Genomic DNA, 19,333 nt, shown 5'->3' on the forward strand with positions numbered 1-19,333 from the left:
GCTCAGCCCTCCTCGCCGACGGCGCGCGGGGTACGGGACGGCGCGATGCCGGCCGTGAACTCGTCGCGGAAGTGAGCCAGGGCGCTCGCCAGCGGCATCGCCGCCCCCGGGGCATGGGCACAGAAGGTGCGACCGGGACCGAGATCCCGGGCCAGGTCCTCGAGCAGCGTGACATCGCCCGGCTCGCCCTCGCCACGCTCCAGGGCCGCCAGCAGCCTCACCGTCCAGGGCAGGCCATCGCGACAGGGCGTGCACCAGCCGCAGGATTCCCGGGCGAAGAAGGCCTCGAGGTTGCGCAACAGCGGCACCATGGGCTGGTCGTCGGGTACCACCGTCAACAGGCCGGTGCCCAGGCGGCTGCCGGCATCACCGATGGTATCGAAGTCCAGCGCCAGCGAGAGGTGCTCCGGCAGCAGGAAGCCGGTGCTGGCGCCCCCGGGCAACCAGGCCTTGAGGCGGCGCCCGTCGCTCAACCCGCCGGCGCGCTCCAGCAGCTCGCCGGCGGGCGTGCCCATGGGCAGCTCCCAGAGTCCCGGCCGGGCGACCCGGCCCGAGACCCCGTACAGCTTGGTGCCGCCGTCCTCGCTGAGCGACCCGGACAGCGCCTGATACCAGTCGGCGCCATGCCGCATCACGCCCGGGACATTGCACAGTGTCTCGACGTTGTTGACCACGGTGGGCTTGCCCCAGGCCCCGGACTGCCCGGGAAAGGGCGGCTTGGCCCGGGGGTTGGCGCGATGCCCTTCCAGGGAGCTGATCAGCGCCGTCTCCTCGCCGCAGATGTAGCGACCGGCGCCGGTGTGCAGGGCGATGTCGAAGTCGAACCCGCTGCCGGCGATATCCGGGCCCAGCCAGTCGGCGTCGCGGGCCTCCTCGAGGGCCCGAGCGAGGGCCCGGGCGGCCTCGCGGTACTCGCCGCGCAGGAAGATGTAGCCCTGCCGCGAGCGGTTGGCGAAGCCGCCGAGGATCATGCCCTCGATGAGCAGGTGGGGCAGCTGCTCCATCAGCACGCGATCCTTGAAGGTCCCGGGCTCCATCTCGTCGGCGTTGCACACCAGGTAGCCCCGGGGCAGGTCGTCACCGGTCAGGGTCAGGCTCCACTTGGTACCGGCGGAGAAGCCGGCCCCGCCCCGGCCGCGCACGTTGGCCGCCTTCATGGTGGCGATTACCGTCTCCGGCGTCCCCTCGCCGAGCACCTCGCGCACCGCGGCGTAGCCATCCCCGGCGAGGTAGTCGTCGAGCGTGACCCGCCGGCCATCCTCGCGCAGCCGCCAGGTCAGCGGATGGGACTCGGCACGGCGCTCGGCGGGCGTCTGGCGCAGGCGGCTGTGGTAGCGGGGGATGGGGCTCATGGATAGGCCTCCAGCAGGCTCGCCAGGTCGTCGGGGGACACCGGACCGTAGGTGTCGTCATCGATCATCAGCGCCGGCGCGCCGTCGCAGGCGCCCAGGCAGCACACCGGCAGCAGCGTGAAGCGGCCGTCCACGGTGGTCTCGCCCAGGCCGATCGCCAGCCGCGCCTCCAAGGCGGCGCGCAGCGCCTCGACGCCGCAGAGGAAGCAGGAGCTGCTGTCACAGACCAGGATCACGTGGCGGCCCACCGGTCGGCGGAAGATCAGGCTGTAGAAGGTCGCCACGCCTTCCACCTCGGCGACGCCGATGCCCAGCGCCTCGGCAATCGCCGGGATGGCGCCGTCGGGCACCCAGCCATGGCGGCGCTGGACGATCTTCAGCGCCTCGATGCAGGCCGCCTGGGGCTGCTCGTAGTGGTCGCGCTCGCGGCGCATGGCCTGACGGTCCGCGGTGTCGAGCGCGAAACCGCCGCCGTCGGAGGCGATGGGGGCACGGGGCGGGGGTGTCGGGGTCTCGGGCATGATCAGCGGTCCACGTCGGCCATCACGAAGTCGATGCTGCCCAGGTGGGCGATCAGGTCCGGCACGAAGCCGCCGCGCATCAGTGCCGGGATCTGCTGCAGGTGCGGGAAGCTGGGCGTGCGGATCCGGGTCCGGTAGCTGGTGGTGCTGCCGTCGCTGGTCAGGTAGTAGCCATTGATGCCCTTGGTGGCCTCGACCATCGCCAGCGACTCGCCGGGGGGCAGCACCGGCCCCCAGGAGACCTGCAGGAAGTGAGTGATCAGGGTCTCGATGTGCTGCAGCATGCGCTCCCGGGGCGGCGGCGTGGTCAACGGGTGGTCGGCCTTGTAGTCGCCGGCGGGCATGTGGTCGATACACTGCTGGAGGATGCGCAGGCTCTGGCGCATCTCCTCGATGCGCAGCCAGCCGCGATCGAAGGCGTCGCCGCGGCTGCCCAGGGGCACCTCGAAGTCGAACTGCTCATACCCGGAATAGGGGCGGCGCTTGCGCAGGTCGAAGTCCAGGCCGGTGGCTCGCAGGTTGGGACCAGTCACGCCCCAGGCCAGGGCCTCCGCGCTGTCGAAGGCGGCCACGTCGCGGGTGCGCTCGCGGACGATGGCGTTGTCCATCATCGCCCGCTCGTATTCCCGGAGCCGCTTCGGCATCCAGTCGACGAAGCCCTGCATCAGGGTGTCCCAGCCCCGCGGCAGGTCCTGGGCGACGCCACCGATGCGGTACCAGGCCGGGTGCATGCGAAAGCCGGTGATCGCCTCGATGACCTCGTAGGCCTTCTGGCGATCGGTGAAGGTATAGAACACCGGCGACATGGCCCCCAGGTCCTGGAGATAGGTCCCCAGGAACAGCAGGTGGCTCGAGATGCGGAACAGCTCGGCCATCATCACGCGGATGGTCGCCACCCGCGCCGGCACCTCGATGCCGGCCAGCTTCTCCACCGCGAGCACGTAGGGCAGGTTGTTCATCACCCCGCCGGTGTAGTCGATGCGGTCGGTGTAGGGGATGAAGCTGTGCCAGGTCTGGCGCTCGGCCATCTTCTCGGCGCCGCGATGGTGGTAGCCGATGTCCGGCACGCAGTCGACGATCTCCTCGCCGTCGAGCTGCAGGATGATGCGAAAGGCCCCGTGGGCCGAGGGGTGGTTGGGGCCGAGGTTGAGGAACATGAACTCGGTGTCCTCGCGCTGGCGGCGCATGCCCCAGGCCTCGGGGTCGAAGCGCAGGGCCTCCTGCTCGCGCCGCTGGCCCGCCACGGTCAGGGTGTAGGGATCGAACTCGGTGGCGCGAGCCGCGTGGTCCTTGCGCAGCGGGTGGCCCTGCCAGGTCGGCGGCATCAGCAGCCGCGTCAGGTGCGGGTGCCCGGTAAAGCGGATGCCGAACATGTCCCATACCTCACGCTCGTACCAGGCCGCGTTGGGGAACACCTCGACACAGCTGGGCACCTCGAGGTCGGCACCGTCCAGCGGCACCTTGAGCATCACATCGCGGTTACTCGCCACTGACAGCAGCTGGTAGAAGACCGTGAAGTCCGCCGCCGGCAGGCCCTCGCGATGGTCGCGCAGGCGCTCGTCCACCGCCGAAAGGTCGAAGAGCATGGCGAAGGACGCGGGCAGGTCGCGCAGCGCCGCCAGGGCCTCGAGGAGGCCGCCCCGGTCCAGCCACAGCACCGGCATGCCGGTCTGGTTGTCCGGCTCGACCCACACGCGGTCGCCGAAGCGCTGCATGAGGGTCTCGACGCCGGGGTCGGCCTCGCTGCGACTCGATGGCGACGCGACGCGCATGGCGGTGGATCCTCCCGTCTCGGTGATGGGGTGGCAGGCGGCTCAGACGCCGTCCGGCGAGCGCAGCTCGGTGGCCTGGATGCGCTGCTCCCGCCAGCGCTCGCGCTGGGAGGGCATCTCGGCCCGGTAGACCCCCTGGTCGCCGACCACCCAGGACAGCGGGCGCCGCTCCTGCTGGATCGCCTCCTGGAGCAGCAGCAGGCCCTGCAGGAAGGCCTCGGGGCGCGGCGGGCAGCCCGGCACATAGACGTCCACCGGCAGGAACTTGTCGACCCCCTGAACCACCGAGTAGATGTCGTACATGCCGCCGGAATTGGCGCAGGAGCCCATCGAGATCACCCACTTGGGCTCGAGCATCTGGTCGTAGAGCTGCTGGATCACCGGCGCCATCTTGAGGAAGCAGGTCCCGGCGATGACCATGACGTCGGCCTGCCGCGGCGAGGCGCGGATGACCTCGGCCCCGAAGCGGGCGATGTCGTGGGGGGCGGTGAAGGCCGTGGTCATCTCCACGTAGCAGCAGGACAGGCCGAAGTTGTAGGGCCACAGCGAGTTCTTGCGCCCCCAGTTGACCGCCGAGTGGAGGATCTCCTCGAGCCGGCCGGTGAAGACGCTGCGGTGCACCTGGTCGCGCAGGGGATCCGGGGTCGAGCGGCTCTCGCCCAGCGGATAACGGGCGCCGTCAGGCGGCTCGTCTGCCTCGGCGCGCGTCAACGTGTACTGCATCGGGCACCTCCCTCGGCCCGGCCGCCTGGCCGGGTCATGGCGACATCATGGAACGGATCAGGCGTCGGGCCGGCGCGCCGGGGCGGAGCGGCCCCGCCCCTTCGGCGCCCAGTCCAGCACTCCCACCCGGCTGTCGTAGAGCAGTCCGGCCAGCAGCACGACGATGAACAGCGCCGCGGCCCAGAAGCCGGCCCAGCCCACCTCGCGCACCGACACGGCCCAGGCAAACAGGAAGACGGCCTCGATATCGAAGATCACGAACAGCATCGCGACCAGGTAGAACTTGACGGAGAAGCGGTGACGGGCACTGCCGACGCCGGTCACGCCGGATTCGAAGGGGAGCGTCTTGCTAGGGCCGCGGCTGCGGCCGCCGAGCAGGCTGGAGAGACCCATCATCAGGGCACAGAGGGTAGCCACGGCAAGCACGAAGAGCCCGATGGCCCAGTGCTCGGCAACCAGTGCTATGGCGTCATGCTCCATGACAGGCCCCTCGCCGCCGGATCCCTGGCCGGTCACTCCGCACCGGCCCCGATCGCTCATCGCGGCCTGCCGTCGCCCGGCGTGGCCGCGCCGTATCGACAAGCCTAGAAGATGCTCGGGGTTTTGCGCGAGGCCGGAAAGCGCCTCATGCTCGGCATAGCGGCGCCAGCCAGGTCTCGGCGAGCCACAGCACGATGGCATAGCGACCGCCCTTGGCGACGACGATCAGTGCCGCCGCTCGCCACCAGGCCAGACGGAAGATCCCGGCCAGCACGGTCAGCGGATCGCCGATCACCGGGGCCCAGGCCAGCAACAGGCTCCACTCGCCGTAGCGACGGTACCAGCGCTCGCCGCGCGCCAGCCTCCCCGGCGAGACGGGGAACCAGCGTCGCGCCTGGAAGTGGCGCGCATAGCGTCCCAGGGCCACGTTGATCAGGCTGCCCAGGCTGTTGCCGGCGGTGGCCACCGCCCACAGCCCTGGCCAGCTCGGGTCCTGGCACCACTGCCGGGCCAGCCACACCTCGGAACCGCCGGGCAGCAGGGTGGCGCTGGCCAGCGCCACCAGGAACAGGCTCAGCATGGCCGAACCCCGGGCGGCTGCAGTATGCTGAGCGCCGAATCTCGACGACAAGATGACAAGCCGATGTCCTCCCTTCCCCATACCCTGACCATCGCCGGCTCAGATCCTTCCGGCGGCGCCGGCCTGCAAGGCGATCTCAAGACCCTGTCGGCGCTGGGCACCTATGCTACCAATGTCATCACCGCGGTGATCGCCCAGAACACCCGGGGCGTGGCCGCGGTGCACCCGGTCCCGGCCCCGGTGATCGCCGAGCAGCTCGACAACCTGCTCGAGGACGTGCGCATCGATGCGGTGAAGATCGGCATGGTCGCCGACCGCGAGGTGGCCGAGACGATCGCGGCGGCCCTGCGCCGGCATCGGCCACGCTGGATCGTGCTCGACCCGGTGATGGTGGCCAAGAGCGGCGACATCCTGGTGGATGCCGCCGGCATCGCCGCCGTGCGCGACGTCCTGGTGCCGCTGGCCGACGTCATCACCCCCAACCTGCCCGAGGCCGCCGTGCTGCTCGATACACAGGCCCCGCGCACCCCGGACGCCATGGAGGCGATGCTGCCCGCCCTGCAGGCGCTGAAGGCGCCCTACGTGCTGCTCAAGGGCGGCCACCTGAGCGGCGAGAGCTGCCCGGACCTGCTGGCCACGCCCGCGGGCAGCGCCTGGCTGCCGGCGCCCCGCATCGCCACCGACAACCTGCACGGTACCGGCTGCGCGCTGTCCTCGGCCATCGCCGCCCACCTCGCCCACCTGCCCCCGGACGCCTCGGGCGAGGCCATCGACGAGGCCATCGGTGAGGCCAAGCGCTGGCTGCATGCCGCCCTCGAGGCTAGCCGGCGCCTGGCCGTGGGCCACGGCCGGGGACCCGTGCATCACTTCCACGCCTGGTGGTAGCTCGTCCACCTTGCGCGCCGCGACGGGGCCGCCCATGCTGACAAGGTGCTCTCCGGCGTCCTGAGGGTTGTGCCATGTCCCGCACCCTGCTGTTTGCCTGCGACCTCTCGGCCGAGAATCGCGCCGCCTTCGCCCGGGCCATCCGCCTGGCCAACCAGACCGGTGCCCGCCTCGACATCGTCCACGTGCTCGACCCCTACCTGCCGCGGCGGGTGCTGCACGACCTCGAGGAGGCGGTGGTGGCGGACATCGCCGCCACCCTGACCGACATCCGCGAGGACTATGCCCTGGACGAGCCGGCCAGTCTGATCCAGACGGTGGCCGGCGAACCCTATGCCGAGATCATCCGCGAGGCCCATGAGCGCGAGGCCGACATGATCATCCTCGGCGCCCATCGCAAGCGCGGCCAGCCCGACCTGGTCACCGGCACCACCCTGGCCCGGGTGCTGCGCAGCGCGCCCTGCCCGGTGCTCTCGGTCAGCCACCCGCCCACCCAGGAATGGCAGGACATCCTGGTACCGGTGGACTTCTCGCTGACCTCCCGGCATACCTTGCGCGAGACCCTCAAGCGTTTCCCCGAGGGCCGCCTGACCCTGCTGCATGCCTGGAACATCCCCGGCGAGCGCGAGCTCGGTTCCGATACCGACTACGCCCGCTGGCGGGATCGCGAGGTGGAGCAGCTGCGCCGCCACCTCGAGCAGGAGACCGAGCAGCTGATGAGCGAGCTCGACGACGTCCCCGACCTGGAGCTGGTGCTGGAGCAGGGTGATCCCCTCGACGTGCTGATGACTCACCTGCGGCGCCAGCCGCCAGATCTGCTGGCCCTGGGCAGTCGCGGCCAGCTCGGCCGCCACAGCCAGATCACCGAGCGCCTGCTGGCCGAACCCCACTGCGACGTCATGCTCTGCCGTGCCTGGTAGGAGCGGCCAGAACCTATACAGAACCTCTACATAAAGACGGTGTCTTTACAGGATACCGTTCCCCGACGTGGAGGTGTCCCATGACGTTCGCCCGAGCCGAGCTCCCTCGCCTGCTGATCGCCCTGCTGCTGGCCGCCGCTCCCCTGTGCGCCCTGGCCAATGCCGTGGAGGTCAAGGGCGTGCGCTTCGACCGCAGCCTGGAGGCCCAGGGCCAGCGCTACCGGCTGATCGGCCATGGCCTGTTCCGTTACATGATCTGGGACGCCTATGCCGGCGCCTACTACCAGGCCGAGGGCTACCCGCGGCCCGCCCCCCAGTCGCCGGTGCCGCGGCGACTGGAACTCGCCTATTTCCATGCCATCGAGGCGGCCGACTTCGCCGAGGTCACCCGCGACAGCCTTCGCGACCAGCTCGGCGAGGCCGCCTTCCGCGAGCTTCGCCCGGCACTGGAGACCTTCAACCGCCACTATCGCGACGTGACCCCCGGGGATCGCTATGCCCTGAGCTGGACCGGCGAGACGCTGAGCCTGGCCCTGAACGGCGAGACTCTCTACGCCCGGGCGGAGCCGGCGCTGGCCGAGGCGCTGTTCGGCATCTGGCTCGGCGAGGCGCCGCTGGGCGAGGCTTTCCGCGACGCCCTGCTGGGGCGCTGAACTCCGGTCATGCTAGGCTCCCGGACTTTAGCCAGCGAGGGAGCCCCCATGAAAGCCCTGATCCAGCGCGTGCGTCATGCCAGCGTGACCGTGGACGGTCGCGAGACCGGTGCCATCGACCATGGTCTGCTGGCCCTGGTCGGCGTCGAGAAAGGCGACGAGGCGCCCCAGGTCGAGCGACTGCTGCACAAGCTGCTGCACTACCGGGTGTTCGGCGATGCGGACGGCAAGATGAACTGCAACCTGCAGCAGGTCGATGGCGGCCTGCTGCTGGTCTCCCAGTTCACCCTGGCCGCCGATACCCGCAAGGGGCTGCGCCCCAGCTTCTCCAGTGCCGCGCCGCCGGCCGAGGGGGAGCGCCTCTTCGAGCTGCTGGTGACACGGGCCCGGGACGCCTGGCCGAGGGTGGCCACCGGCGAGTTCGGTGCCGACATGCAGGTGGCGCTGGTCAACGATGGCCCGGTGACCTTCCTGCTGGAGAGCCACTGACCGCGACCTTGGTCGTCGATCGATAGAATGGAAATGGGTTGCAAGGGGTGGAAAAAGTACACAGGATAGATTGTGTACAAAAACAAGTGGTGATTGTCCCCATGTCTACCCCCCGCAACAGCACGTCCGTCTTCGACTTCCAGGGGCGGCCTGCGCTGGCCCGTGCCGTGCCCCTGTCACTGCAGCACATCCTGGCGATGATCATGGGTACCGTGACCGTACCCATCATCGTCGCCGGTGCCGTGGGCGCCTCCCTCGGCGACACCATGTGGCTGATCCAGATCTCGCTGCTCGCCTCCGGAGTCTCCACCCTGCTCCAGCTCTACGGCATTCGCCGCTTCGGGGCCCGCCTGCCCACCATCTTCGGCGTGGGCTTCGCCTACGTGCCGACGCTCACCGCGGTGGGCGCCCAGTACGGCATCGAGGGGATTCTCGGCGCCCAGGTGATCGGCGGGGTGGCGATGATCCTGGTCGGCCTGGGCATCCAGCATATCCGCCACTTCTTCCCGCCCGTGGTGGCCGGGACCGTGGTGCTGGTGATCGGCCTGTCGCTCTATGACATCGCCATCAACTACATGGCCGGCGGCATCGGCCAGGCCGGCTACGGGGAACCGCGGCACTGGCTGGTGGCGGGCGTCACCCTCGGCGTGGTGCTGGTCATCTCGCAGTTCGCCCGTGGCTTCCTCAAGCTCTCGGCCATCATCTGCGGCATCCTGGTGGGCTACGGCCTGGCCCTGGCGATGGGCCTGGTGGACTTCTCGCCGGTCCGCGAGGCCGCCTGGTTCAGCGCCCCGCGACTGCTGCCCTTCGAGCTGACCTTCCATCCCGCAGCCATCGTCTCGCTGGTGGTCATCTGCGTGATCAACTCGGTGCAGACCATCGGCGACCTCTCGGCCACCACGGTGGGCGGCATGGACCGCGAGCTGGGCCGCAAGGAACTCTCCGGCGGACTGCTGGGCAATGGCCTGTGTACCGCCGTGGGCTCGCTGTTCGGCGCCCTGCCCACCGCCTCCTACAGCCAGAACGTCGGCATCGTGGCGATGACCAAGGTGATCAGCCGTACCGTGCTGGCCCTGGCGGCCGGCTTCATGCTGCTGGCGGGCCTGGTGCCCAAGTTCGGCGCGGTGATGACCACCATTCCCTACCCGGTGCTGGGGGGGGCTACCGTCACCGTGTTCGGCATGATCACCATGACTGGCATCCAGCTGCTGACCCGGGACGAGCTGTCGTCGCGCAACATCACCATCGCCAGCCTGGCCCTGGCGCTGAGCCTGGGCATCTACGCGGCCCCGGAGGCGATCGCCGGGTTCCCGGAGATGGTCCGGCTGGTCATCGGTGGCTCGCCGATCGTGGTGGCGGCGCTGGTCGCGATCACCCTGAACCTGGTGCTGCCCCGCAAGAGCCTCGACGACGAGCGCCGCGAGCGCGAGGCCATCGCCGAGCAGATGCAGGAATCGCCCGACGCGACGGGCGGCAAGCCGGGCGAGGCGCGCCGGGCCTCGTCCTGAGCCAGGCTCCGGTCAGGACCCCTGGAGCTCGGCGGTGAGGCGCTCCAGGGCCTCCTCCGCGGCGAGCCACTCCTGTTCGAGGGCCTCGAGCCGCGCGGCCAGCTCGCCCTGCTCGGCGAGGCGCGCGGTGAGCTCGTCCTTGCGCCCCTCGTCGGTGTAGAGCTCGGCCTCGGCCAGCGTCGCCTCCACGCCGGCCAGGGCCTGCTGCACCGTCTCCATCTCGCGCTCGGCGCGGTCGCGGTCGCGCTTGAGCGGCCTGAGCTTCTCGCGCAGCTCGGCGGCGGCGCGACGCGCCGCCTTGCGATCCTCCCGCGGTGCCTCGCCGGCGTCCTGGCGCTCGGCCTTCTCCACCCGCGCCTCGCGGCGCTCCTGCTCGAGACGCGTCTTGAGCCAGGCCCGGTAGTCGTCCAGGTCGCCGTCGAAGGGAGTGACGCGGTGGTCGGCCACCCGCCAGAACTCGTCCACCGTGGCCCGCAGCAGGTGACGGTCGTGGGAGACCACGATCACCGTGCCCTCGAAGCTCGCCAGCGCCTCGGTGAGCGCCTCGCGCATCTCCAGGTCGAGGTGGTTGGTGGGCTCGTCCAGCAGCAGCAGGTTGGGTTTCTGCCAGGCCACCAGCGCCAGCGCCAGACGGGCCTTCTCGCCACCGGAGAAGCGCGCCACGTCGGCGAAGACGTCATCGCCGTGGAAGCCGAAGCCGCCCAGGAAGTTGCGGATATCGAGGTCGGCGGCCTGCGGCGAGAGTCGCTGGACGTGCATGAAGGGGGTGGCCGAGAGATCCAGCCCCTCCAGCTGGTGCTGGGCGAAATAGCCGATGGCCAGGTGCTCGCCGGGCACCCGGCGCCCGGCCAGCAACGGCAGCTCGCCGGTCAGCGACTTGATCAGGGTCGACTTGCCGGCGCCGTTGGGCCCCAGCAGGCCGATGCGCTGGCCCGGCTGGAGGGTCAGCCTGACGTGGTCGAGCTGCACGGTATCGCCGTTCTCACCGGCATAGCCGAGGGCGGCCTCGTCCAGCACCAGCAGGGGATGGGAGGTCTTGTCGGCGGCGGGGATGGAGAAGTGGAAGGGCGAGTCGGCATGGGCCACGGCGATGTCGCCCATGCGTTCGAGCATCTTCAGCCGGCTCTGGGCCTGGCGAGCCTTGGTGGCCTTGTAGCGGAAGCGCGCCACGAAGCGCTCGATTTCCTCCTTGCGGGCCTGCTGCTTGGCGGCCTCGGCCTGTTGTAGCGCCAGCTTCTCGGCGCGGGTGCGCTCGAAGGTCGAATAGTTGCCCCGGTAGAGCACCAGGCGGCGACGGTCGAAGTGCACGATATGGTCGCAGACGGCATCGAGGAAGTCGCGGTCGTGGGAGATCAGCAGCAGGGTCCCGGGATAGCGGGTCAGCCACTGCTCCAGCCACAGCAGGGCGTCGAGGTCCAGGTGGTTGGTGGGCTCGTCCAGCAGCAGCACGTCGGAAGGCATGAAGAGAGTGCGCGCCAGGTTGACACGCATCCGCCAACCACCGGAGAAGTCCGCCAGCGGCCGCGCCAGGTCGGCCTGGCCGAAGCCCAGCCCGACCAGCAGCTGGGCCGCCCGGGCCGGGGCGCTGTAGCCGTCCAGCGCCTCGATGGCGCCGTGCAGTTCCGCCTCGCGATGATCGTCGCCGCGGGCCCGGGCCGCCTCCAGGGCCGCCTCGGTGTCGCGCAGGGCCTGGTCGCCGTCGAGCACGTAGTCGAGGATGCTGCGCTCCAACGCCTCCACCTCCTGGGCCATATGGGCGATTCGCTGGCCGCCGCTCATCTCCAGCTCGCCGCGGTCCGGGGCAAGGGCGCCGAGCAGCAGGCCGAACAGGCTCGACTTGCCAGCGCCGTTGGGCCCCACGATGCCCGCCTTGTGACCGGCATGCAGGGTCAGCTCGGCGTCCTCGAACAGCGCTTGGGTGCCGCGTTGCAGGGAAACTTGGCGCAGTGCGATCATGCAGGCTCCACTCTGATTGGTGAGGCTGCCGCCATCGCGACGACAACCGTGTCATGAGCGACGATTCTACCGAAATGCCGTCGACTCTGCGGTCCCGGCTGGCCGCCACCCCGCTCTGGGACTTCGCCCTGGCCCTCTATGGCCGCCCCGGGGTAGAGGCCGCCTGCCTGCACCTCCAGGACGATGCCGGGGTCGACGTGGCCGAGCTGCTCTGGCGCTGCTGGCTCTATCACCACGGCCTGGCGACCGGCGAGGCCCCCGAGGCGGTCAGCCGCTGGCAGGCCGAGGTCACGGCACCGCTGCGCCGGCTGCGCCGTGCCCTGAAGGACGAGGCGCGCCACCGGGAAGGGGCCGCCGCCCTGCGCGAGCGCCTCAAGGCGAGCGAACTCGATGCCGAACGCGAGGCGCTCTTGCGCCTCGAGGAACACAGCCTCGCCGGGCACGCCCTGCGTCCCCTGTCGCGTCCCACCCCGGAACTGCAAGCCGCCCTGCCACTTCGTCCGCAACTACAGAAAAAATCGCACCTTTTTGCCTTGAGAACGTTGGAAAGCCAGCTTGACCCCTCCTGAGCCCCAAGCTAGCCTGATTTCATCTGCGACAATAAAACCATCGTTTGCGCCGGGCGATATCATCCTGATTTCTCCGGCCATAATCAGCAGAGGAAGCTATATGATGAAGTCACACAAGCTGTTGACCACCGCCGGCATCGGCGCCGTGGTGCTGGGCATGTCCACCGCCGCCTATGCGGACAACTGGCGCTATGCCCATGAGGAGTACGAAGGCGATGTACAGGATGTCTTCGCCCAGGAATTCAAGCGCTATGTGGAGGAAAACTCCGACCACAGCGTGCAGGTCTACCGCTTCGGCGAGCTCGGCGAATCCGACGACATCATGGAGCAGACCCAGAACGGGATCCTGCAGTTCGTCAACCAGTCGCCCGGTTTCACCGGCTCCCTCATCCCGGCGGCGCAGATCTTCTTCATTCCCTATCTGATGCCCACCGACATGGAGACGGTGCTGGAGTTCTTCGACGAGAGCAAGGCCATCAACGAGATGTTCCCCGAGCTCTACGCCGAGCACGGCCTGAAGCTGCTCCAGATGTATCCGGAAGGCGAGATGGTGGTCACCGCCGACGAGCCGATCACCGAGCCCGCGGACTTCGACAACAAGAAGATCCGCGTGATGACCAACCCGCTGCTCGCCGAGACCTACAACGCCTTCGGTGCCACCGCCACGCCGCTGCCCTGGGGTGAGGTCTACGGCGGTCTGCAGACCGGCATCATCGACGGCCAGGAGAACCCGATCTTCTGGATCGAGTCCGGTGGCCTCTACGAGGTCTCCCCGCACCTGACCTTCACCGGGCATGGCTGGTTCACCACCGCCATGATGGCCAACCTGGACTTCTACGAGGGCCTCTCCGAGGAAGACCAGCAGCTGGTGCAGGATGCCACCGATGCGGCCTATGGCCATACCATCGAGCATATCCAGGGCCTGGCCCAGGAATCGCTGGCCAAGATCCAGGAGGCTTCCGACGAGGTCACGGTGACGCGCCTCAGCGACGAGCAGATCCAGACCTTCAAGGAACGCGCGCCCCAGGTCGAGGACAAGTTCCTCGAGATGACCGGCGAGGACGGCAAGGCACTGCTCGAGCAGTTCAAGTCCGACCTTGAAGCCGTGGAGGGTCAGCAAGAGGGCTGATCCTGACCACGGCCGCCAGCACCCACGGGAGGGGGCAGCCATGCTGCCCCCGCTTTGTTTGCGGCCCCGTCCATCAGCGTTCACGCAACGTTGATCCCGCGGGCGCCCCGACACGGCGCGAGCCTTTACGCTGCTCGACAGGGATGCCGTTTTTCCGCCATGTCCGCTGCAAGGGAGTACGGCCATGACCGACGAAGAATCAGAGAAGCACTACCGCTCCGGGCTGCCGGGGTTCCTCGGCACCATCGATACCTTCATCAGCAAGCTCGAGGCGGTCATTCTCGCCGTCGGCGTGCTGCTGATGGCCGCCAATACCATTGCCAACGTCATCGGCCGCTTCGTGCTCGGCGAGAGCATCTTCTTCTCCGGCGAGATCAACCGCATCCTGATCATCATGATCACCTTCGCCGGCATCGGCTATGCGGCACGTCACGGCCGGCATATCCGCATGTCGGCCATCTACGATGCCCTGCCGGTGGGTGGACGACGAGTGCTGATGATCGTGATCTCGCTGTTCACCTCCCTGGTGATGTTCTTCCTGCTCTACTACTCGGTCCTCTACATCCTCGATCTGTACGACAAGGGACGCATCCTGCCGGCGCTCGGCTTCCCCATCTACATCATCTACGTCTGGGCTCCCCTGGGCTTTCTGATCACCGGCATCCAGTACCTGCTCACCGCCATCAAGAACATGACCTCCCGTGACGTCTACCTATCGACCTCGGTATTGGACGGCTACAAGGATACGGAAACGGAAGTCTGACGCAGGGCATCAAGCCCGGGGGAACGCAAGATGACGACAGTAATGGTTGTGACCATGATCGCCCTGCTGCTGCTGGGCTTTCCGATGATGATCCCGCTGATCACGGCGGCGGCCATCGGCTTCTACATGATGTTCAATGGCCTGGGGCAGATGGAGACCCTGATCCAGCAGATGATGGCGGGCATCCGCCCGGCCTCGCTGATCGCGGTGCCGATGTTCATCCTCGCCGCCGATATCATGACGCGGGGCCAGTCGGCCGACCGCCTGATCAACATGGTGATGTCCTTCATCGGTCACGTGAAGGGCGGCCTGGCGGTCAGCACCGCGGCCTCCTGCACGCTCTTCGGGGCGGTCTCCGGCTCCACCCAGGCCACCGTGGTGGCAGTGGGCTCACCGCTGCGCCCGAAAATGCTCAAGGCCGGCTATTCGGATTCCTTCACCCTGGCGCTGATCATCAACTCCAGTGACATCGCCTTCTTGATCCCGCCGAGCATCGGCATGATCATCTACGGGGTCATCTCCGGCACCTCCATCGGCGAGCTGTTCATCGCCGGCATCGGGCCCGGGCTGCTGATCCTGGTGATGTTCGCCACCTACTGCGTGATCTATGCGGTGGTGCGGGACGTGCCCACCGAGCCCCGCGCCAACTGGCGCGAACGCTTCACGGCCGTGCGCATGGCGCTCTGGCCGCTGGGCTTCCCGGTGATCATCGTCGGCGGCATCTACGGCGGCATCTTCAGCCCCACCGAGGCCGCCGCAGCCTGCGTGCTCTATGCGATCCTGCTGGAATTCGTCGTCTTTCGCTCCCTGAAGATCAACGACATCTACGCCATCGCCAAGTCCACCGGCCTGATCACCGCCGTGGTGTTCATCCTGGTGGCCGTGGGCAATGGCTTCTCCTGGATCATCTCCTTCGCCCAGATTCCCCAGACGATCCTCGAGGCCGTGGGCATCAACGAGGCGGGCCCCACCGGGGTGCTGATCGCGATCTGTATCGCCTTCTTCGTGGCCTGCATGTTCGTCGACCCCATCGTGGTCATCCTGGTGCTGACCCCGATCTTCGCCCCGGCCGTGGAAGCCACCGGCCTGGATCCGGTGCTGGTCGGCATCCTGATCACCCTGCAGGTGGCCATCGGCTCGGCGACGCCGCCCTTCGGCTGCGACATCTTCACCGCCATCGCCATCTTCAAGCGGCCCTACCTGGACGTGATCAAGGGCACGCCTCCATTTGTCTTCCTGCTGATCCTGGCCGCGGCCCTGCTTATCATGTTCCCTCAGATCGCCCTGTTCCTGCGCGACCTGGCCTTTCGGTAACTGACCCTGGAGCCTTGTCTGAAAAGTCGGCGAGCGCTGGCCAGACAAGGCAAAAATCGGAGAAAAGACGGAGTTTACGCGGTGTAAATGAGTACTTTGAGCCGATTTTTAACGCCGGATGGGCGAGCGCAGGCAGTTTTCAGACAAAGCGTAGGAGGAGGCGACGATGTTCAATAGGATCATGGTGCCGGTCGACGGCTCCAAGGGCGCCATCAAGGCACTGGACAAGGCCGTCGGCCTGCAGCGGCTGACCGGCGCCGAACTCTATCTGCTGTGCGTGTTCAAGCACCACAGCCTGCTGGAGGCCTCGCTCTCCATGGTGCGGCCCGAGAAGCTCGAGCTGCCCGATGACGTGCTCAAGGAATACGCCACCGAGATCGCGGTGCAGGCCAAGGCCCATGCCGCCGAGCTCGGCGTGCCGTCGGACAAGGTCCGCGCCTTCGTCAAGGGGGGGCGTCCCTCCCGCACCATCGTGCGCTTTGCCCGCAAGCGGGAGTGCGACCTGATCGTGATCGGCGCCCAGGGTACCAACGGCGAAAAGGGCCTGCTGCTGGGCAGCGTCGCTCAGCGAGTCGCCGGATCCGCCCACTGCCCCACGCTGGTCGTCTGAGACCGGCGCCCCGATACTGCCCCAGACCGGGCCGATTGCGCTTCCGTGCGACGGATGCGGAACCGGCCCGGCCCTGTTAGAGTCCCAAGGATTCCTCACACCCATGGCGCCAAGGCGCCGGAGCCCAAGGTTTTTTTCATGAAGAGACTGCTGACTACCGCTTCCCTGACGGCCCTGCTGACCGCCGCCCCGCTGGCCCTGGCCGCCGCCCCCGAGAACGACGCCGAGCGACTGGGCTACAGCCTCGGCGTGACCCTCGGCAAGAGCATCCAGCAGGATGTCGAGGACCTGGACGTCGATACCTTCACCCAGGCCATCCGCGATGTCTTCGAGGGCAACGAGCTGGCCATGAGCGACGAGGAAATGGCCGCCGCCCTGACCAAGTTCCAGCAGCAGGCCATGGAGGCCCGCGCCGCCGAGACCGAGCAGAAGGCCGAGGCCAACAAGGCCGAAGGCGAGGCCTACCTCGACGAGAACGCGGCGCAGGACGGCGTGGCCGTCACCGATTCCGGTCTGCAGTATCGTGAGCTCGAATCCGGCGATGGTGCCACGCCCGGCACCGACGATACCGTCGAGGTCCACTACGAGGGCCAGCTGATCGACGGTACCGTCTTCGACAGCTCCTACGAGCGCGGCGAGCCGGTCAGCTTCCGGGTCGGCCAGGTCATCGAGGGCTGGCAGGAAGCCCTGCAGCTGATGAGCGTGGGTGACACCTGGGAGATCGTGATCCCCGCCGACCTGGCCTACGGGGCGGAAGGTCAGGGCCCCATCGGTCCCCACGAAACCCTGGTGTTCAAGGTCGAGCTCCTCGACGTGACCGCCGCCGACGACCAATAAGTGCGGATGAGCGTTGCCACGCTACTGCTGGCGGCCAGTCTCGGCCTGGGGCTGGCCGCGCCGCTGCATGCCCAGGAGGCGCCCGCCGGCCTGCCCTCGCTCGGTGTCAGCAACGAGGCCACCAGCGTGATCGGCGTCTCCAGCGGTGGCTACATGGCGACCCAGCTCGCCGTGGCCTGGCCATCGCGCTTCAGCGGCCTCGGCGTGGTGGCCGCCGGGCCCTGGGCCTGTGCCCGGGGGAAACTCGGCCGGGCCCTGGGCCAGTGCATGTTTACCCGCCTCGGTCCTCCCGACCTCGAGACCATCCAGGCCCGCTACCGCGACTACCTGTCCCGCGACCTGGTGGGGGCCCCCGAGGCGCTGGCCGACCTTCGCGTCTTCGTCTGGCACGGCGGGGCCGACGGGACCGTGGCCCCGTCCCTGGGCCACGCCCTGGTCGATCAGTTCGAGGACTGGCTGGCAGCGCCGGACCGGCAGCTACGCTTCCGGGAAAGCGCGGACGTGGCCCATGGCTGGCCGGTGGGTGCCGACAGCGACGCTCCGGCGGATGTCCTGGCGAGCTGTGGCGAGGGCGGCGGCAGCCACCTGCTGGCCTGCGACCCGGATATCGCCGAGGCGGCGTTGACCTGGCTGCACGGCACGCCATCGCCCGGCGAGTCGGACGAGAGCGGCGGGAAGCTGGTGCGCTTCGACCAGTCGGACTTCGATGCCCGGGGACTCGCCGAGAGCGGCTATCTGTTCATCCCGACGGGATGCGAGAAGGGCGGCTGTGCACTGACCGTGGCCCTGCACGGTTGCGAAATGAGCGCGGCGGAGGGCGACGAGGCCTTCGTGCGTTACAGCGGCCTGAACGACCGGGCGACCGCCGACCGGCGGGTGGTGCTCTATCCCCAGGCCGCGGCGAGCCTCGCCAACCCCCAGGCCTGCTGGGACTGGTGGGGCTATGCCGAGAGCGCCTGGCAGCTCGACCCGCTGCATGACTCCCGCCGGGGGAGTCAGGTCGAGTCCCTGATGGGCATGGTCGACCGCTTGCAGGCCGCCCCGGCCGGCGACTGACGCCGGACCGCGGCTCAGCCCTCGCCGAACTCCGCGGCGAGGGCCGCCTCGAGCGGCCCCGGTGTCGGGGAGTGCAGGACCCGGCGGCGGATCTCGCCGTCGCGATCCACCAGGTACAGCGAGGCGCTGTGGTCGACGGTATAGTCCATGGCCGAGTCCGGCGTCTCGACCTTGCGCCACACCACGCCGTAGCGCTCGGCGATCTCCTCGAGCTGGGCCTGGCTGCCGGTGGCGCCGATGAAGTCCTCACCGAAGAAGGCCAGGTACTCCTCCAGCCGGGCCAGGGTGTCACGCTCGGGGTCCACGGAGACCATCAGCGGCACCACCCGGTCGCGCTGCTCGGGCGCCATCTGCTGCCGCGCCTGGTGCACCACCGCCAGGCTCATGGGACAGACGTCCGGGCACCAGGTATAGCCGAAGAACACCACTGCCAGCTGATCGTCGTCCAGCTGGGCCAGGGAGAAGTCACCCTGGGTCGAGGGCAGCTCGATGGGCCCGCCAACGGGCAGGCCCGCGTCGCCACCGGCCTGCTGCTGGTAGGCCCACAGGCCGATGACCGCCAGCAACAGGACGGCCCCCGCCGCCATCGCGCGTCGCCATCGTCGTGTCATGGTGCTCTCCTCGTCGCCTCGAAGTCGAACCAGCTGCCCAGGCGCCCCCCCGGCGTGTCCACCACGACCTCGGCTCGCCAGGGCATCACCGCCTGGGTACACAGCGCGACCTGCCCCTCGCCGCGGAACACCCCGCCACCGGCCGCCTCGAGGGGAAAGCGGTGGAGCCCCATGTCCATGTCGCGGCCGACGAAGGTCACCACCGCCGCGTCGGCCGACGTGCCCGCCAACTGCACCTCGAGGGGCAGCACTGTCAGGGCATGGATGGGCCCCTTGCCGGCGAGGTCCAGGGTCAGCGTGCGGCCGTCCCCGAGGGCGGCCCGGCAGGGCCCGGCCTGGAGGTCGCAGGGCGTCGTCGGCGGTACCCACCGGACATCGTCACCGTCCAGGGAATGCCGCGCCAGGTACCCTAGCGCCACGCCCAGGGTCAGCAGGGTCATGACGATCAGCAGGCGCAACAGCGGCGGCCGCAGGGCGCGCTCGGCGGGGGCGGAAGGGGCCATGGCAGTGAAGCGACGCCTCCATCGGTGGCAGGGTAGACTTGATCTTAACAGCATTCGCCCGCGGCGCCGTGTGCACGGATGTCGCAGGGCCGAGCCGACAAG

Annotated in this window: 21 protein-coding genes; 12 read left to right on the top strand and 9 right to left on the bottom strand. The window is 68.8% G+C overall.

All coding sequences use genetic code 11. The features are described 5' to 3' along the window. Nucleotides 1-2: 2 nt before the first annotated feature. The 6 genes from EKG36_RS05505 to EKG36_RS05530 form a co-directional block, all read right to left on the bottom strand. A complete protein-coding gene (locus EKG36_RS05505; RefSeq protein ID WP_126481855.1) occupies nt 3-1,352 on the bottom strand; it encodes an NADH-ubiquinone oxidoreductase-F iron-sulfur binding region domain-containing protein in 1,350 nt (449 codons plus the stop codon). Next, on the bottom strand, nt 1,349-1,873 hold the full coding sequence (gene nuoE, locus EKG36_RS05510; RefSeq protein ID WP_126481856.1) for an NADH-quinone oxidoreductase subunit NuoE: 525 nt from the start codon (nt 1,871-1,873) through the stop codon (nt 1,349-1,351). Before nuoE ends, EKG36_RS05505 begins: the two co-directional genes overlap by 4 nt. Nucleotides 1,874-1,875: 2 nt before the next feature. Beyond that, a complete protein-coding gene (gene nuoC, locus EKG36_RS05515; protein ID WP_126481858.1) occupies nt 1,876-3,645 on the bottom strand; it encodes an NADH-quinone oxidoreductase subunit C/D in 1,770 nt (589 codons plus the stop codon). Nucleotides 3,646-3,687: 42 nt separating this feature from the next. Continuing rightward, a complete protein-coding gene (locus EKG36_RS05520) occupies nt 3,688-4,368 on the bottom strand; it encodes an NADH-quinone oxidoreductase subunit B (RefSeq protein ID WP_126481860.1) in 681 nt (226 codons plus the stop codon). Nucleotides 4,369-4,425: 57 nt separating this feature from the next. Next, nucleotides 4,426-4,848 (bottom strand): NADH-quinone oxidoreductase subunit A, encoded by a 423-nt coding sequence (gene ndhC / locus EKG36_RS05525; protein WP_126481862.1) that lies wholly within the window; start codon nt 4,846-4,848, stop codon nt 4,426-4,428. Between the two features lie 145 nt (nt 4,849-4,993). Then, nucleotides 4,994-5,428: a YqaA family protein gene (locus EKG36_RS05530; RefSeq protein ID WP_126481864.1), complete on the bottom strand. Its 435-nt coding sequence runs from the start codon at nt 5,426-5,428 to the stop codon at nt 4,994-4,996. A gap of 63 nt (nt 5,429-5,491) precedes the next feature. On the opposite strand from EKG36_RS05530, the gene thiD reads away from it, so the two are divergent. The 5 genes from thiD to EKG36_RS05555 all read left to right on the top strand — a co-directional run bounded on the left by thiD (nt 5,492) and on the right by EKG36_RS05555 (nt 9,883). Further along, complete coding sequence (thiD, locus tag EKG36_RS05535) at nt 5,492-6,313, top strand: bifunctional hydroxymethylpyrimidine kinase/phosphomethylpyrimidine kinase (protein ID WP_126481866.1); 822 nt, start codon at nt 5,492-5,494, stop codon at nt 6,311-6,313. Between the two features lie 74 nt (nt 6,314-6,387). After that, on the top strand, nt 6,388-7,233 hold the full coding sequence (locus tag EKG36_RS05540; protein WP_126481868.1) for a universal stress protein: 846 nt from the start codon (nt 6,388-6,390) through the stop codon (nt 7,231-7,233). Nucleotides 7,234-7,313: 80 nt separating this feature from the next. Further along, nucleotides 7,314-7,886, top strand: a complete 573-nt coding sequence (locus EKG36_RS05545; RefSeq protein WP_126481870.1) for a chalcone isomerase family protein — start codon at nt 7,314-7,316, stop codon at nt 7,884-7,886. Between the two features lie 48 nt (nt 7,887-7,934). Next, nucleotides 7,935-8,375 (top strand): D-aminoacyl-tRNA deacylase, encoded by a 441-nt coding sequence (gene dtd / locus EKG36_RS05550; protein ID WP_126481872.1) that lies wholly within the window; start codon nt 7,935-7,937, stop codon nt 8,373-8,375. A gap of 101 nt (nt 8,376-8,476) precedes the next feature. After that, nucleotides 8,477-9,883, top strand: coding sequence for a uracil-xanthine permease family protein (locus tag EKG36_RS05555; RefSeq protein ID WP_126481874.1), 1,407 nt, complete (start codon nt 8,477-8,479; stop codon nt 9,881-9,883). Nucleotides 9,884-9,895: 12 nt separating this feature from the next. Here EKG36_RS05555 and EKG36_RS05560 read toward each other — a convergent pair whose 3' ends face one another. Continuing rightward, nucleotides 9,896-11,839, bottom strand: a complete 1,944-nt coding sequence (locus tag EKG36_RS05560) for an ABC-F family ATP-binding cassette domain-containing protein (protein WP_126481876.1) — start codon at nt 11,837-11,839, stop codon at nt 9,896-9,898. Between the two features lie 53 nt (nt 11,840-11,892). Here EKG36_RS05560 and EKG36_RS05565 point away from each other — a divergent pair, with 53 nt between their 5' ends. The 7 genes from EKG36_RS05565 to EKG36_RS05595 all read left to right on the top strand — a co-directional run bounded on the left by EKG36_RS05565 (nt 11,893) and on the right by EKG36_RS05595 (nt 18,117). Further along, nucleotides 11,893-12,408 carry a TIGR02444 family protein gene (locus EKG36_RS05565; protein ID WP_246007441.1) on the top strand — a complete coding sequence of 172 codons (516 nt, stop codon included), beginning with the start codon at nt 11,893-11,895 and terminating at the stop codon, nt 12,406-12,408. A gap of 103 nt (nt 12,409-12,511) precedes the next feature. Continuing rightward, the gene (locus EKG36_RS05570) at nt 12,512-13,537 is read left to right on the top strand and encodes a TRAP transporter substrate-binding protein (RefSeq protein ID WP_126482182.1); all 1,026 of its coding nucleotides are present in this window, start codon (nt 12,512-12,514) and stop codon (nt 13,535-13,537) included. A gap of 184 nt (nt 13,538-13,721) precedes the next feature. Further along, nucleotides 13,722-14,300, top strand: coding sequence for a TRAP transporter small permease (locus EKG36_RS05575; RefSeq protein WP_126481878.1), 579 nt, complete (start codon nt 13,722-13,724; stop codon nt 14,298-14,300). A 30-nt stretch (nt 14,301-14,330) separates the two neighbouring features. Then, nucleotides 14,331-15,614, top strand: a complete 1,284-nt coding sequence (locus EKG36_RS05580) for a TRAP transporter large permease (protein ID WP_126481880.1) — start codon at nt 14,331-14,333, stop codon at nt 15,612-15,614. Between the two features lie 166 nt (nt 15,615-15,780). Then, nucleotides 15,781-16,224 carry a universal stress protein gene (locus EKG36_RS05585; RefSeq protein ID WP_126481882.1) on the top strand — a complete coding sequence of 148 codons (444 nt, stop codon included), beginning with the start codon at nt 15,781-15,783 and terminating at the stop codon, nt 16,222-16,224. Between the two features lie 138 nt (nt 16,225-16,362). Further along, nucleotides 16,363-17,061, top strand: coding sequence for a BamJ family beta-barrel-assembly machinery protein (bamJ, locus tag EKG36_RS05590; RefSeq protein ID WP_126481884.1), 699 nt, complete (start codon nt 16,363-16,365; stop codon nt 17,059-17,061). 6 nt (nt 17,062-17,067) lie between these two features. Further along, nucleotides 17,068-18,117 carry an alpha/beta hydrolase family protein gene (locus EKG36_RS05595; RefSeq protein WP_126481886.1) on the top strand — a complete coding sequence of 350 codons (1,050 nt, stop codon included), beginning with the start codon at nt 17,068-17,070 and terminating at the stop codon, nt 18,115-18,117. Nucleotides 18,118-18,131: 14 nt separating this feature from the next. On the opposite strand, the gene EKG36_RS05600 is transcribed toward EKG36_RS05595, so the two are convergent. Beyond that, nucleotides 18,132-18,728, bottom strand: coding sequence for an SCO family protein (locus tag EKG36_RS05600; RefSeq protein WP_126481888.1), 597 nt, complete (start codon nt 18,726-18,728; stop codon nt 18,132-18,134). Further along, nucleotides 18,725-19,231: a hypothetical protein gene (locus tag EKG36_RS05605; protein WP_126481890.1), complete on the bottom strand. Its 507-nt coding sequence runs from the start codon at nt 19,229-19,231 to the stop codon at nt 18,725-18,727. The genes EKG36_RS05600 and EKG36_RS05605 overlap by 4 nt, the downstream gene beginning before the upstream one ends. Nucleotides 19,232-19,333: the final 102 nt, after the last annotated feature.

The organism is Halomonas nitroreducens (assembly GCF_003966155.1).
In the GTDB taxonomy this organism is placed as follows: Bacteria; Pseudomonadota; Gammaproteobacteria; order Pseudomonadales; family Halomonadaceae; genus Halomonas; species Halomonas nitroreducens.